At 71.5% G+C, this 13,319-nt stretch carries 10 protein-coding genes, 2 pseudogenes and 1 riboswitch; of the genes and pseudogenes, 8 read left to right on the top strand and 4 right to left on the bottom strand.

Features of this window, described 5'->3' with window-relative positions:
- The 4 genes and pseudogenes from VJ976_RS00520 to VJ976_RS00505 all read left to right on the top strand — a co-directional run.
- Positions 1-690, top strand: a pseudogene (locus VJ976_RS00520) (nitrite/sulfite reductase); the annotation flags it as partial.
- Positions 687-1,430, top strand: a complete 744-nt coding sequence (locus tag VJ976_RS00515) for a phosphoadenylyl-sulfate reductase (protein WP_324097848.1) — start codon at positions 687-689, stop codon at positions 1,428-1,430. The pseudogene VJ976_RS00520 and the gene VJ976_RS00515, both read left to right, overlap by 4 nt.
- Positions 1,431-1,438: 8 nt before the next feature.
- A pseudogene (gene cobA / locus VJ976_RS00510) lies at positions 1,439-2,203 on the top strand (uroporphyrinogen-III C-methyltransferase); the annotation flags it as partial.
- Positions 2,200-2,961 carry a sirohydrochlorin chelatase gene (locus tag VJ976_RS00505; protein ID WP_324097846.1) on the top strand — a complete coding sequence of 254 codons (762 nt, stop codon included), beginning with the start codon at positions 2,200-2,202 and terminating at the stop codon, positions 2,959-2,961. The pseudogene cobA and the gene VJ976_RS00505, both read left to right, overlap by 4 nt.
- On the opposite strand, the gene VJ976_RS00500 is transcribed toward VJ976_RS00505, so the two are convergent.
- Together VJ976_RS00500 and VJ976_RS00495 are read right to left on the bottom strand one after the other, a co-directional pair.
- Positions 2,865-3,287, bottom strand: a complete 423-nt coding sequence (locus VJ976_RS00500; RefSeq protein ID WP_324097845.1) for a hypothetical protein — start codon at positions 3,285-3,287, stop codon at positions 2,865-2,867. The two genes, VJ976_RS00505 and VJ976_RS00500, sit on opposite strands and share 97 nt — an antisense overlap.
- 36 nt (positions 3,288-3,323) lie before the next feature.
- A complete protein-coding gene (locus tag VJ976_RS00495) occupies positions 3,324-3,596 on the bottom strand; it encodes a DUF4235 domain-containing protein (RefSeq protein ID WP_324097844.1) in 273 nt (90 codons plus the stop codon).
- An 81-nt stretch (positions 3,597-3,677) separates the two neighbouring features.
- A riboswitch (TPP riboswitch) is annotated at positions 3,678-3,783 on the top strand.
- A gap of 36 nt (positions 3,784-3,819) precedes the next feature.
- Here VJ976_RS00495 and VJ976_RS00490 point away from each other — a divergent pair.
- From VJ976_RS00490 to VJ976_RS00480, 3 genes are read left to right on the top strand one after another with little or no spacing between them, the layout of a single operon-like run.
- Entirely contained in the window at positions 3,820-4,947 is a 1,128-nt protein-coding gene (locus VJ976_RS00490) for a thiamine ABC transporter substrate-binding protein (RefSeq protein ID WP_324097843.1), read from the top strand.
- Between the two features lie 4 nt (positions 4,948-4,951).
- A complete protein-coding gene (locus VJ976_RS00485; RefSeq protein WP_324097841.1) occupies positions 4,952-6,682 on the top strand; it encodes an iron ABC transporter permease in 1,731 nt (576 codons plus the stop codon).
- Positions 6,683-6,684: 2 nt separating this feature from the next.
- Positions 6,685-7,770 (top strand): ABC transporter ATP-binding protein, encoded by a 1,086-nt coding sequence (locus tag VJ976_RS00480; protein ID WP_324097839.1) that lies wholly within the window; start codon positions 6,685-6,687, stop codon positions 7,768-7,770.
- Here the strand turns inward: VJ976_RS00480 and VJ976_RS00475 are convergent.
- Entirely contained in the window at positions 7,715-8,275 is a 561-nt protein-coding gene (locus tag VJ976_RS00475) for a hypothetical protein (RefSeq protein WP_324097837.1), read from the bottom strand. The genes VJ976_RS00480 and VJ976_RS00475 overlap by 56 nt on opposite strands.
- 135 nt (positions 8,276-8,410) lie before the next feature.
- Here VJ976_RS00475 and VJ976_RS00470 point away from each other — a divergent pair, with 135 nt between their 5' ends.
- On the top strand, positions 8,411-9,154 hold the full coding sequence (locus tag VJ976_RS00470) for an ANTAR domain-containing protein (RefSeq protein ID WP_324097835.1): 744 nt from the start codon (positions 8,411-8,413) through the stop codon (positions 9,152-9,154).
- 66 nt (positions 9,155-9,220) lie between these two features.
- Here the strand turns inward: VJ976_RS00470 and VJ976_RS00465 are convergent, their stop codons facing one another.
- Entirely contained in the window at positions 9,221-13,159 is a 3,939-nt protein-coding gene (locus VJ976_RS00465) for a cell wall-binding repeat-containing protein (RefSeq protein WP_324097833.1), read from the bottom strand.
- Between the last annotated feature and the right edge of the window lie 160 nt (positions 13,160-13,319).

Raw genomic sequence — 13,319 nt, 5'->3', positions numbered from 1 at the left:
AGCGACCACGTCGGTGTCCACCGGCAGAAGGACGGTCGCTACTTCGTCGGCGCCGCCCCCACCGTCGGCCGGGTCAGCGGGAGCATCCTGACGAGGCTGGCCGACATCATGGCCTCGGCCGGGTCGGACCGGTTGCGCTTCACCCCCCACCAGAAGCTGCTGTTGCTGGACATCCCGGAGCAGCAGGTCGACGCGGTGGTCGAGGCGCTGGAGCCGCTGGGGCTGACGGCCACGCCCAGCCCGTTCCGCCGCTCCACCATGGCGTGCACCGGCATCGAGTTCTGCAAGCTGGCCATCGTCGAGACCAAGGCCACCGCCGCCCAGACCATCACCGAGCTGGAGAACAGGCTGGCCGACCTGGCCGACTCGATCCCGCCGCTGTCCTTGCACGTCAACGGCTGCCCCAACTCCTGCGCGCGCATCCAGACCGCGGACATCGGCCTCAAGGGGCAGATCATCACCGTGGACGGCGAGCAGGTCCCCGGCTTCCAGGTCCACCTCGGCGGCGGGCTGGCCAGCGCGGACCGTTCGGAGCCCGAGCTGGGTCGCACCGTGCGCGGTGTCAAGGTCAGTGCGGCCGCGTTACCCGACTATGTGGAGCGAATTGTGCGAACCTATGCCGAGCAGCGGGGCCCGGGGGAGACGTTTGCCACCTGGGCCCACCGCGCCGAAGAGAGGGTTTTGACATGAGCACGGGTCACTCGGGGAAGTCCGCCGCCGCACGCTCGCGCGCCTGGGCCGAGAAGGCGGGGCACGAGATGATGGACGCCAGCGCGACGGATGTCCTGGCGTGGGCGTTCGCCGAGTTCGGCTCCGGGCTCGCCGTCGCCAGCAGCATGGCCGACGCCGTGCTGCCACACCTGGCCTCCCAGGTGTTCGCCGACACCGTGCCCGCCGAGCAGCAGGGCGGCGGCCCGCACATCCTCTTCCTCGACACCGGCTACCACTTCGCCGAGACGCTGGCCACCCGTGACGAGGTCGCTCGCCGGCTCCCGGTCACCGTGCGCAGCATCACCCCGCGTCTGAGCGTGGCCGACCAGGACCTCGTGCACGGCCAGGACCTGTTCAACACCGACCCGGGCGCGTGCTGCCACATGCGCAAGGTCGAACCGCTCAGCCGAGCACTGCGCGGCTACCGGGCGTGGGCCTCGGGGCTGCGCCGCAGCGACAGCCCCAGCCGGGCCGACACCCCTCTGGTCAGCTGGGACCCGCGCCACCAGCTCGTCAAGATCAACCCCATCGCGGCGTGGAGCGACGAGCAGGTCGAGGCCTACATCGCCGAGCACGATGTGCCGGTCAACCCGCTTCTGAAGCAGGGGTACACCTCCATCGGCTGTGGCCCGTGCACGCTGCGCCCCCTGTTCGGCGCCGACCCGCGCTCGGGGCGGTGGGCCGGGACCACCAAGACCGAGTGCGGGTTACACCCATGACCGGCACCGGCTGGGTGGCCCTGGTCGGAGGGGGCCCCGGCAGCGACGGCCTCATCACCGCGCGTGGCGCACAGCTGCTCGAGATGGCCGACGTCGTCGTGGTGGACCGCCTCGCCCCCCGCGGCCTGACCCGGGACCTCGGCCCGGATGTCGAGGTGATCGACGTGGGCAAGGAGGTCGGAGCGCACGCCATCCCGCAGGCGCGGATCAACGAGATCCTCATCGACAAGGCCCGGCAGGGTCGCGGGGTGGTCCGGCTCAAAGGCGGCGACCCCTACGTGCTGGGACGCGGGATGGAGGAGCACCAGGCTTGTCACCGGGCCGGTATCCCCGTCGAGGTGGTCTCCGGCGTCACCAGCGCCATCGCGGTCCCCGCCGCCGCCGGGATCCCGTTGACCCACCGTGGGGCTGCGCGCGGGTTCACCGTGCTGACCGGTCACGACACCGTCACCGACGTGCCCACCGGCGCGGACCACACGCTGGTGCTGCTCATGGGCGTGGCGCGGCTGGACCGCACCATGCAGGCCCTGACCGAGGCAGGCCGGGAGCCGGACTGCCCGGTCGCCATCGTCGAGCGCGGCCTGCTGCCCGGTCAGCGCACCACCGTCGGCTCGGTGGCCGACATCGCGCGTCGTGCCGCCACCGCACGGGTCAGCGCACCGGCGGTCATCGTCGTGGGCGACGTGGTCCGGCTCTGCCCCGCGTGGTCGGACGCCTACGGTGGCGCACAGCCGGCCGAGGGTCGCATGACGGCGGTGGCGTCTCCGGCATGAGCACGCCGCGCCCGCTGGTGCTCCTGGCGCACGGCACGGCGAACCCGGCAGGTCGCGAGACGGTGTATGCGGTCAGCCGGCTGGTCGCGCGCCGACTGCCCAAGGTCGATCTCACCGTCGGGTTCGTGGATGTGTGCTCACCGGGGCCCGAGGTCGTGCTCCCGCCGCACCCGGACGCCGTGGTGGTGCCCTACCTGCTGACCAGCGGCTACCACGTCCACCACGACATCCCCGAGGCCATCGCCCGCTACGCGCCGGATGCCGTGCAGACTCCCGCCTTGGGCCTGGCCGGCCAGGTCATCGACGTCGCCGCCCGTCGCCACCGAGAGAGCCTGCCCCCCGCTCGTGCGCAGGTCGACGCGGCAGTCCTCACCGGCGCCGGCTCCTCGGACCCGCGCGCCCGCCAGGAGGTGCTGTGCAGCGCGAGCGTGCTGGCCGCCTGCCTGGCCCTGCCGGTGCGAGCAGGCTTCCTCAGCGGGCCTGGGCCACGGGGCGCCGAGGTGGTCCAGGACCTGCGTCGCGAGGGCGCCGCATGCGTCGCGGCGATCTCGTTCCTGCTGGCGCCGGGGTTCTTCCACGGCAAGGCGAAGCAGATCGGTGCCGACGTCGTCAGCGCCCCGCTGGGTGTGCACGCGGGTCTGGCCGACCTCGTGGTGGCTCGCTACCGACGGGGTTGCGTGGGTCCCTCGCCGTCGTCCGACGCGTCGTCGGCGTCGGACGCGGGACGGGGCGAAGGGAAGCTGTCAGGTCGGTACTGAGGGCCGTCGCCGGGCTTCCTCAGGTGCGGCGGGATGGCTCCGGGCGGAATCTGCTCCGGCGGGTGCTCGGTCTCGTCGGTCGGCGGCCGGTCGCCGTCGTTGCGGCCCTTCTCGGAGTAGTTGGCCTGGTTGTGCAAGGCCTCCATCCTCCAGCGGGCACGCGCTCCGCCATCGAGCAGCAGCACGACGCCGCGCCGCATGGTCGCTCCGTAGTCGTCGAGCTTGAAGGAGCGCCACGGCTTCTTCTCCCGCGGGGGCGTCACCAGACGCCCCAGCGTCAGCAACACGACGACAGTCAACGCCACGAAGCTGAGGAAGGTGGTCATACGCCCAGCATGACAGGCGAGACTGGGAGCTCAGCCCTAGGACTGCATCGGCTTCGGCAGGTGACCGGTCGACTTCTTGTACACAGCGGCTGCCTCGCGGTTGGCGACCATCCGGCTCAGACCGACGATGGCCCCGGAGAGCAGCGCGAACCCGACCGCCTCCAGCCACGCCGTGTCGGGGTCCTCCGGGTTCTTGGGCGGCTCGTCACCGCGGATGAACTTCCAGGTGGCCTCGGTCAGGTTGCGCGCCACCATGCTCGCCCCGATGGCCGAGCCCAGGGCCATGACCTTCCATACCGCGTCTCCCATGCGGCTAGCCTGCCACACTGCGGCGCGCGGGGCTGCTCGGCCGAGGGTTCGTCTCCGGTGGTCGCGTGCTCTAGGGTGGTCGGTACACGACAGGGGAGCGCGAACGCGCTGAGAGTGCGGCACCGAGCCGCAGACCCTCGAACCTGATCCGGCTAGCACCGGTGGAGGAAGTCGAGTCTCCCTGGCCACGCGCCAGAACCCCTCCGCAGCCCAGGAGGATGTCATGCACCCCACACCCCCGCGTCGCGCCACGACTCGCCCTGCGCGGTTCCGACGGTACGCCGTGCCGCTGTCCACCCTCACGGTGCTGAGCCTCGCCGGTTGCACCCTCACCGGAGGCGACGACGAGTCCTCCACCGGCGACGAGTCATCGTCCAGCTCGCAGTCGGCCGGCGGCGAAGTGGTCCTGGTCACCCATGACTCCTTCAACCTGCCGGATGAGGTCGTCAGCGGCTTCACCGACGAGACCGGGTACGAGCTGACCGTGCTGCCCTCCGGCGATGCGGGGGAGATGACCAACACCCTCGCGCTGACCGAGGGCAGCCCGCTCGGGGACGCGGTCTTCGGGATCGACAACACGTTCGCCTCCCGCGCGGTGGAGGAGGAGATCCTCGCCCCGTACAGCCCCGACCAGCTTCCCGAGGGCGCGCCGGAGCGCGCGCTGCCCGGCGACCTCGCCGACTACCTGACGCCGGTCGACTTCGGGGACGTCTGCGTCAACATCGACCGCACCTGGTTCGAGCGCGAAGGCGTCACCGAGCCCGAGAGCCTGGCCGACCTGACCGAGCCGGAGTACGAGGGCCTGTTCGTCACCCCGGGTGCCAGCACCTCCAGCCCCGGCCTGGCCTTCCTGCTGGCCACGATCGCCGAGTTCGGGCAGGACGGGTGGCAGCAGTACTGGTCCGACCTGGTCGACAACGACGTGCGCGTGGTCAGCGGCTGGGAGGACGCCTACACCGTCGACTTCACCGCCGGAGGCGGCGACGGCGATCGGCCGATCGTCGTGTCATACGCCTCGTCGCCGCCGTTCACCATCGGCGACGACGGAGAGCCGACCACCACGGCGCTGATGGACACCTGCTTCGGCCAGGTCGAGTACGCCGGGGTGCTGGAGGGGGCCGAGAACGAGGAGGGTGCCCGCGCCGCGGTCGACTACCTGCTCAGCGACACCGTGCAGGCGGCCCTGCCGGAGTCGATGTACGTCTTCCCGGTGGCCACGCAGACCGAGCTGCCCCAGGAGTGGGAGGAGCACGCCGAGGTGGCCGAGGACCCGTTGGAGATCCCGGCCGACCAGGTCGAGGCCAACCGCGAGCAGTGGGTCAACCAGTGGGCCGACATCGCCACCGGATGAGAGCGTGACCGCCACGCAGGCTCCGCCGCCGGTGCGCGGCGAGCCGGACGACCAGGTGCAGCCGCGGCGCGCCGATGTGCTCGCCCCGCGCCTCGTGCTGGGGGCGCTGGCCATGCTGCCGCTCGTCTTCGTGGCCGTCTTCTTCATGGTGCCGCTGGGCGGCATGCTCACCCGCGGCTTCTTCCCGGCCGACGCCACCGGGGCCCATCATCTGGACCTGGCCGCGGTGCCGCAGGTGCTCAGTCGGGGTCGCACCCTGGGCGTGCTGTGGTTCACCGTGGCCATGGCCACCGCCGGGACCGTGTGCTCGGTCGCGCTCGGCGTGCCCGTCGCGTTCGCGGTGTACCGCCTGCGGTTTCCGGGGCGCACCGCCGTCCGAGCCGTCGTCATGGCTCCGTTCGTGCTGCCGACCGTGGTCGTCGGCGTGATGTTCCGCTCCCTGCTCGCGCCCGGGGGGCCGGCCGGCTTCCTCGGGTGGGACGGTCACTGGGTCTCGATCCTGCTGGCACTGGTGTTCTTCAACCTGGCTGTCGTCGTGCGCACCGTCGGGACGACCTGGCACGGGATGGACCACCGCAGCGCCGACGCGGCTGCGGCCCTGGGGGCGACCGGGTGGCAGGTCTTCCGTACGGTGACGCTGCCCGCTCTCACCCCGGCCATCGTCTCGGCCGCGACGCTGGTGTTCCTCTTCTGCTCGACGAGCTTCGGAGTGGTGCTCACCCTCGGCGGCCTGCGCTACGGGACCATCGAGACCGAGATCTACTTCCTCACCACCCAGTTCTTCGACCTGCAGGCCGCCGCGGTGCTCTCGGTCCTGCAGATCGTGGTCGTGCTGGTCCTGCTCGGCGGAGCCGCTCGGGCCCGAGCGGCCACCCAGTCCTCGTTGCGCCGCGGCCCTGCCGCAGGCTCCGAACGGCCCCCACGGCGCGGCGACCTGCCGGTGCTCCTGGTCTCGGCTGCGGTCGTGGTCGCTGTGGTGACCCCGTTGGCCTCGCTGGTCTGGCGCAGCCTGCACGACGGACAGACGTTCACGCTGCGCTACTACCGGCTGCTCGGCGACCCCGACGCCAGCCCGGCCCTGCGGGTCAGTGTCACCGAGGCCGTGGCCAACTCCCTCCGCACCGCGCTCGACGCCACCGTGCTGGCCGTGGTGCTCGGGCTCATGGTCTCGATCCTGGTGACCCGGCGCCCGCGACGTGCTCGGGAGCGGCGGCTGCTCGCCGGGATGGACGCCTTGTTCATGCTGCCGCTGGGGGTCTCCGCGGTGACCGTGGGCTTCGGCTTCCTCATCACCCTGGACACGCCACCGCTGGATCTGCGCAGCTCACCGGTCCTGGTGCCGATCGCCCAGGCCACCGTGGCGCTCCCCCTGGTCGTGCGTACGTTGACCCCGGTGCTGTCGGGGGTGGACGCGCGGCTGGGCCAGGCCGCAGCGGCGCTCGGGGCCGGGCCCCTGCGCGCGGCATGGACGGTCGAGGCCCCGGTGCTGGCCCGCCCGGTGCTGGCTGCCGTGGGGTTCGCCTTCGCGGTGTCCCTCGGCGAGTTCGGCGCGACCAGCTTCCTGGCGCGCCCCGAGCGGCCTACCGTCCCCGTGCTCATCTACGACCTCATCTCCTCACCGGGAGCCGACAACGCCGGTATGGCCCTGGCCGCCAGTGTGGTGCTCGCGGTGCTGACGACCACGGTCATCACGTCGGTCGAGCGCTTGCGCTCGCTCGAGACCGGAGGGCTCTGAACATGATGGAGCTGCGCGACCTCACCGTGCGCTTCGGCGGCTTCACCGCGGTAGACCAGGTCGACCTCGACCTCCCGCGGGGACGAGTGCTGGCCGTGCTGGGTCCGTCGGGGTGTGGAAAGTCCACTCTGCTGCGGGCGATCGCGGGGTTGGAGGACCTCGCGGGGGGCTCGGTGTCGTTCGCCGGCCAGGACCTTGCCTCGGTGCCCACCCACCGGCGCGGCTTCGCCCTGATGTTCCAGGACGGCCAGCTGTTCGCGCACCAGAGCGTGGCGGACAACGTCGCCTACCCGCTGCGGCTGCGCTCGGTGCCGCGGGCGCACCGCGACCAGCGGGTGAGCGAGCTGCTGGAGATGGTCGGGCTGTCACGCTCGGGAGCCCAGCGCATCTCGGAGCTCTCCGGCGGTGAACAGCAGCGGGTGGCCTTGGCGCGGGCGCTCGCGGCGCAGCCGCGTTTGTTGCTGCTGGACGAGCCGCTCTCGGCGCTCGACCGCGAGCTGCGGGAGAGGCTCGCCGGTGACGTGCGCGGCATTCTCGCCGAGACCGGCACCACCGCTCTGCTGGTGACGCACGACCACGACGAGGCGTGCGCCATGTCCGACGACCTCGCCGTCATGATGCGGGGAAGGGTCGTCCAGCACGGGCACACCGCGCAGGTCTGGCGGGCGCCGGCCGACGCCGAGGTGGCTCGGTTCCTGGGATACACCACGGTCCTGTGGGGAGAGCCGGCAGGGCGCGTCACGGCAGCGGCCGGTGGAGGCGGGCGGCTCGCCTCGGAGGGTCTGGCGCTGCGGCGCTCGGCCCTCCGCGTCGTCCCGACCCTCGAGGCCCGAGGGCCGAGGTCGCTGACGGAGTCGAGGCTGCACGGCCGGGTGGAAGAGGTCGTGATGCTCAGCGACGTCGCCACCGTCCGGCTGTCGATCGAGGGAGTGGGCCCCGCCACCGCCGTGGCGCCGCGCTCGCGCCCCCCGCAGGTCGGCGACGACGTCGCGGTGACGGTCGACCCCGAAGGCATTGCTCCGCTGCCCGACCTCAGGTCGACCCCGCACCCGCCGGCAGCGGCGGCCGAGGGTTCGGGCACCACGTGAAGGTTCCGCCGCGTCCCGCGTGGTACGACACCAGACCGTGAGGCGCTCCGGGCCCCGTGGTGGCTGCCTGCGAGCCTCGTGACACCCGCAGGACGAGCTGCTCCCCCGGAACGAGGGCCTGGCTGTACATCCGTCCCGGCTGCGGGCAGCCCAAGGACCCGTCGGGCCAGGTCACCTCGGCGTACCCCACGATGACGATGTCTGCGAGCTCGACCCCGGTGCGGTCGGCGAGATCCTGCATGGCCGCCTGCACGGAGGCACGCGAGCGGACCTCCTCGCTCACCTCGCCGACCGGGAGCCCACCCGAGGTCGGCGGGGAGCCGGTAGGGCTGGTCTCGTCGGGCATGGCGCTCTCCGGTTCAGAGGTGGGGGATGTGGGGGCGGAGGTGGTGCCCGGCTCGGACGCGGACTCCTCGTCCGACGAGCAGCCCGGGACGACGAGCAGTGCCGCCGTCGCTGACCAGATCAGGGCCCGTTGCGGCGTGCCCCAGTACGGACGGGCCATCTCAGCCTCCTCGGTCGACCTGGGTATCTCGTCGCGTCTCGTCCCGTGCCGTATGGACGACGGTGTCGGGGCAAAGGTTCCCTCGCGCTGCATGCAGCGCTGTGCGCGGGGGCCGGGCAGTGTCACTATGGAGCAATGGTGACGGAGTCCGCGGGCGTCGCAGTCAAGCGCAGGCACGGCGAGTTCGACCCCGCTGAGCTCCCCTTGGCCCAGGAGATGGCCAACGTCGTGGAGGCGATGACGGTGGCCTCCGACCTGGTGAGCACGGCGCACATCGTGGCCGAAGCCGCCTGCTCCCTGATTCCCGGTACCCAGCAGGCGAGCGTGTCGTTGGCCCGGCGCGGGGTCGGCATCGACACCATCGCCAGCCACGGCCAGATCCCGCGACAGGCGGACGCCGCCCAGGTCGACACCGGGCAGGGCCCGTGCATCGAAGCCGCCTGGCAGCACCGCCTGGCCCGCCTACCGGACACCCAGACCGACCGCCGCTGGCCGCAGTTCTCGGCCCGTGCCCGGGCCATGGGGGTGGGCAGCATGCTCTCGCTGCAGCTGAGCCTGCCGCAGGAGACCGAGGAGGACCGGATCGGGGCGATCAACTGCTACTCCGAGTCCGCTCACTCGTTCGGCCGGGACTGCGAGACGATCGGGCTGTTCCTGGCGGTGCACGCCTCCGCCGGGATCGGGGCGGCGGAGCGTGAGGAGCAGCTGCGTCACGCGTTGAACAGCCGGGACGTCATCGGGCAGGCCAAGGGCCTGATCATGGCGCAGCAGGGTCTGTCCGCCGACGCCGCGTTCGCGCTCATGGTGCGCCAGGCGCGGGACACCAACACCCGCATGCACGACCTGGCGGTCGGCGTGGTCTCCCGGCACGCGTCCTGAGGAGTCCCACCCGGCGAGCCGGCCGTCCCCGATGTCCGGGCAGCCCACCGGGTGGGGGATGAGGGCCTACCTTCGCCAGGTCGGGTAGGAGCCGTTCAGCTCGTCTTCCACGGTATCGGACAGGGCGGCCGTGCCACCCACGATCGTCACCTCGTCCGGTGAGAGTCGATCCAGCTCGTTCATGACGACGTCCGGCACGTCGTTCTTGGCGCTGAGGGTGAGCGGCTGCTTCAGCAACCCCGACAACGCGGCCGAAGCCAGGGCGTCGGGGAAGGCCTCCCCGGAGGCGACGTAGGTGCCGCCGATGTCGGCTCCGAACTCCTCCGAGATGGCGACGGCCGTCTCCCAGCGGTTGTCCCCCGCCAGGCGGCGGTCAGCGCCCAGATCGTCGTACACGGTCTTCGAGACCGCCCCGGGCCCGCCGAGGACGACCACCTCGGCGGGGTTGAGATAGTCCATTGCCGACCGGGTCACGTCGAGCACCCGGTCGGGGTGGGTGAGCAGGACCGGAACCCCGTCCCTCCCGGCCAGGGCGCCGCCACCGAGGGCATCGGGGAAGGAGCCCTCGTCTCCGCTGGCGATGTAGACGGTGGGCACGTTGGTGCCGGAGCGCCGCGCGATCTTGGCCGACGTGTCGTAGCGGTCGACTCCACCGACCCGTTCCACCGCGCCGTATGCCTCGAGGTCTTCGGCCACGGAGCGCTGCACCACCCCCTCCCCACCCAGAACGACGACCTTGTCGGGGTCCAGGCTCTCCAGCGCGGAGACCGTGGACGAGGGGAGGCGGTCGGCGCGCGTGAGCAGGATGGGCGCGCCGACCTGGCCGGCCGCCTCGCGTGCGCTCGGCTGTGCCGTCGTCGAGGCTGCTGGCGCGCCGGAGAGGGAGTCGGCGAAGGAGAAGCCGTTGGCGACGTAGACGGTGTCGACGCCACCGGGGTACTCCCCGGCGACGAGAGCCGCCGTCTCGAACCGGTTGGTCCCGGCGAGCCGGTCCACCGTGGCACTGCCACCGTCGTCCACGGTGATGGACACCAGGGTCCGGCCCACGCTGGACGTGCCGTTGGAGTAGTTGACGCTGCCCAGGTAGCGCCCGTCGCTCAGGCCCGACCACGATGCGGTCAGGTCCACCTGGGCCGTGGGAGTGACCGTGGTGCTGGACGGGTCGACCTCGAGGTTGCCCCGGTCCCTCGATCCCACCATGAAGCTGTTCACGGGCACCTCAGCCGAGGTCTCGTCGGAGTACAGGGGGACGCCGACAAACCACTCGCCGGGCTCAGGGTCGACCACGGTGACCTCCTCCGTGGAGGAGCCCACGTTCACGCTGAAGTCCACCAGCTCTTGGTCAGGGTTGAACACGTAGAGGTCGGTGTCTTCCGCGCTGACCTCGGCGTCGAACGTGGCGAAGCGGGCGACCTCCGTCCCGTCTGGCACCGTGACCCCCGCGAAAACCGGGCTGGTGTCGCTCGTCACCGTCACGTCGGTGATCTCGGCCGGGACCATGCCGTCGACGTCCGTCTCGAGCGGGCCGGTGTAGCCCGCGGTGAGGGTGTAGTCCCGCGACCCCTGCGCGCCGGTGTCGACGATCTCGTCCGGGGCGTCGACGGCGGCGGGCTGGACGGCGACCTGGCTGGTGACGGTGTTGCCCCCGCCGGTGGGCTCCCACACCACGCTGCCGAAGCTGTAGTCGTCCAGCGGTGCGCTCACCTGCTGGAACGTGACCTCGTAGGTGGCCTCGCCCCCTGCCGGAACGGTGATCTGGGCCGGCTCCACCACCATGCTGACGTCAGGCGGCGCCTGGGATCCGGCAGAGCTGTAGGTCATCTCCTGGTCGGTGACGTTGGTCACGGTCCGGGTCACGGTCTGCGATCCCGCCAGGTCGCCGATCGCGATCGTGGGGTAGTTCAGGTCGCTGGGGTCGGCATCCACGCCGTCGCAATCGCTCGGGTCGCCGATGAGGCTCCACTGGTCGATGGCGCACAGGTACGCGATCCAGTCCCCGGCGCCGGCGTCGTACACCAGCCCCGGCTCGTACGACGGGGCCGGGACGACCTCACCGGATCCGTAGTCCAACGCGGTCGCGTCTCCGTTGCCGCGCTGGATCGGCTCGCCCTCGGAGTTGGTGGTCCGCGCGGTGGTCATCATGGCCGACTTCACGGCCGCGCTGCTCCAGGTGGGTTCGGCCTGCTTGAGCAGCAGGGCGAGCCCGGCGATGTGAGGCGTGGACATCGAGGTCCCGGACAGGCTGCCGAACTCCTCGTTGTACGACGGTGGAGCCACGGCGGCGAGGACGTCGACCCCCGGTGCGGTGATGTCGGGCTTGAGCAGGTCGCCGTCGCCCGCGAGCGCGGGGCCGTAGGAGGAGAAGCCGGCCATCTCCGGGGCGACCACCGGTGCGCTGCGCTGGCCTCCGATGGTGGCGGTCGGGTCGGCGGTGGAGCTCTCGTACGCCTTCACGCTGGCGCCCACGGTGCTGGTGACATGGACGGTCGGCACGGAGTGCAGGTCGGCGTCGACCGACTGGGCAGCGCTGGTGTTGGCGTGCACCATTCCTACGCCTCCCGCCTCGGAGACGGCGGCGCTCTTCTCGACACGGTCGACCTCCCCCCCGCGGTCACAGATGACGATCTTGCCGTCTGCGCCGGCGGCGTCGATCGCGATCTGGTCGCCCTCGGCGTCACCGTCGATGTCGAGCCAGCACTGCGCGGCCTGGCTCTGGCTGGCGTCCTGGGCCGGGATGTCTCCCGCGTAGACGAGGGGCTCAGGACCGAGGCCGGGGCCGACCCCCACCCCCTGGTAGGTGCTGTCGTCACCCAGGGTCAGCGTCTTGTTCACGTTCCGGTCGTGCGTGCTCGCCGCCACCGTGGCGGTCCACGGGGCGTTGTGGGCCACGCTGCCGGCGCCGATGTCGTCGCCACCGTTTCCGGCCGAGGTGGCTACGAAGACACCTGCTGCCGTGGCGGTGAGGAAGGCGACCTCGATCGGGGTTGCCAGGGAGTCCCGGGAGCCGGAGACGGAGTAGTTGATGACGTCGACCCCGTCGGTCACGGCCTCTTCGATCGCCGCCAGGATGTCGACGGTGGAGCCGGTTGCCCGCCCCTGCCCGTCGGACCACAGCGCCTTGTACGCCGCGATGTGCGCTCGAGGCGCCATGCCGCTGCCCTGGCCCAGGTCGACCCCGTTGACCTCCACGTCGGTGTCGACGTTGCCAGCGGCGGTCCCCGCGGTGTGCGAGCCGTGCCCGTGGTGGTCCCGGGGCGATTCGAACTCGAAGCCGGGGATGTCGATGTCGTCGTGGTAGTAGCGCGCTCCGATCACCTTGTTGTTGCAGCTCACTCTGTTGTCGGTGTCGGGGTCCGTGCCGTTCTCGCAGTCACCGTTCCAGTCGCCCGGAACGGTGGCACCGGGCATGTCGTCGAAGCTCGGGTTCTCCGGCCAGATCCCGGAGTCGATGATCCCGACGACCATCCCCTCCCCGGCGCTGCCCGGCCCGCCGAACTCCTCGTCCCAGACCCCACCGGACCCGGTGAGGCCGAGGTAGTCCGGCGTGGTGGTCGTGTCGGCGGTGAGCATCTCGCGCTCCCAGACGTTGATCACACCCGGTGCCTTGCGCATCGCGGCGGCCTCGCCGCCGGTCAGCTCCACCGCCACGCCGTTGAAGGCGGTGTCGAACCGACGGACCACATCCTTGCGATTGGCTCCCGACGCACCGAGAGCCTCGTTCTGCTGCCGGCGCAGGTAGTCGGCGTAGTTCTTGGCGGCCGTACTCTGCCGGTCCACCCGCTCCCCGGACCCGGGCCTGGTCGCTCGCAGGCCTCGCACACCGCCGTCGTACACGGCCACCGGCTCCGACTCCAGCTGCACGATGTAGGTCGTGGCGGGCTTCTCCTGCGGCTCTTGCGGCTCCTGCTGCGCCAGGGCCGGAGCCGACAGGGCCAGTGGAGCGAGGACGGCCATTGCCGTGAGGGCCGCCGCGAGCGGCGAGCGAGAGCGACTGGCGACAGGCACGCGGGGTCCATTCCGTCGAGGAACACCGGACGGGTGGGGAAGTGCCTGAGCGTGGAGTGACGCTGGCCCCTGCCTTCCAACACCCACGGGATAACTACCGTAGTGTTACTCGCCGGGGAGCGAGTGTCCAGGGCATGATGAGAATGTCGCTACCGTAGGG

This window comes from Ornithinimicrobium sp., from assembly GCF_035267225.1.
In the GTDB taxonomy this organism is placed as follows: Bacteria; Actinomycetota; Actinomycetes; order Actinomycetales; family Dermatophilaceae; genus Ornithinicoccus.
Note: the sequence above shows the minus strand (reverse complement) of the source record. Positions and strands in the feature narration are given on the sequence as shown.

Excerpts from the sequence above, each read along its gene's own strand:
- VJ976_RS00500 (WP_324097845.1), bottom strand. The coding sequence starts at position 3,287 with ATGACCACCTTCCTCAGCTTCGTGGCGTTGACTGTCGTCGTGTTGCTG.
- VJ976_RS00470 (WP_324097835.1), top strand. The coding sequence starts at position 8,411 with ATGGTGACGGAGTCCGCGGGCGTCGCAGTCAAGCGCAGGCACGGCGAG.
- VJ976_RS00505 (WP_324097846.1), top strand. The coding sequence starts at position 2,200 with ATGAGCACGCCGCGCCCGCTGGTGCTCCTGGCGCACGGCACGGCGAAC.
- VJ976_RS00515 (WP_324097848.1), top strand. The coding sequence starts at position 687 with ATGAGCACGGGTCACTCGGGGAAGTCCGCCGCCGCACGCTCGCGCGCC.
- VJ976_RS00495 (WP_324097844.1), bottom strand. The coding sequence starts at position 3,596 with ATGGGAGACGCGGTATGGAAGGTCATGGCCCTGGGCTCGGCCATCGGG.
- VJ976_RS00490 (WP_324097843.1), top strand. The coding sequence starts at position 3,820 with ATGCACCCCACACCCCCGCGTCGCGCCACGACTCGCCCTGCGCGGTTC.
- VJ976_RS00480 (WP_324097839.1), top strand. The coding sequence starts at position 6,685 with ATGATGGAGCTGCGCGACCTCACCGTGCGCTTCGGCGGCTTCACCGCG.
- VJ976_RS00475 (WP_324097837.1), bottom strand. The coding sequence starts at position 8,275 with ATGGCCCGTCCGTACTGGGGCACGCCGCAACGGGCCCTGATCTGGTCA.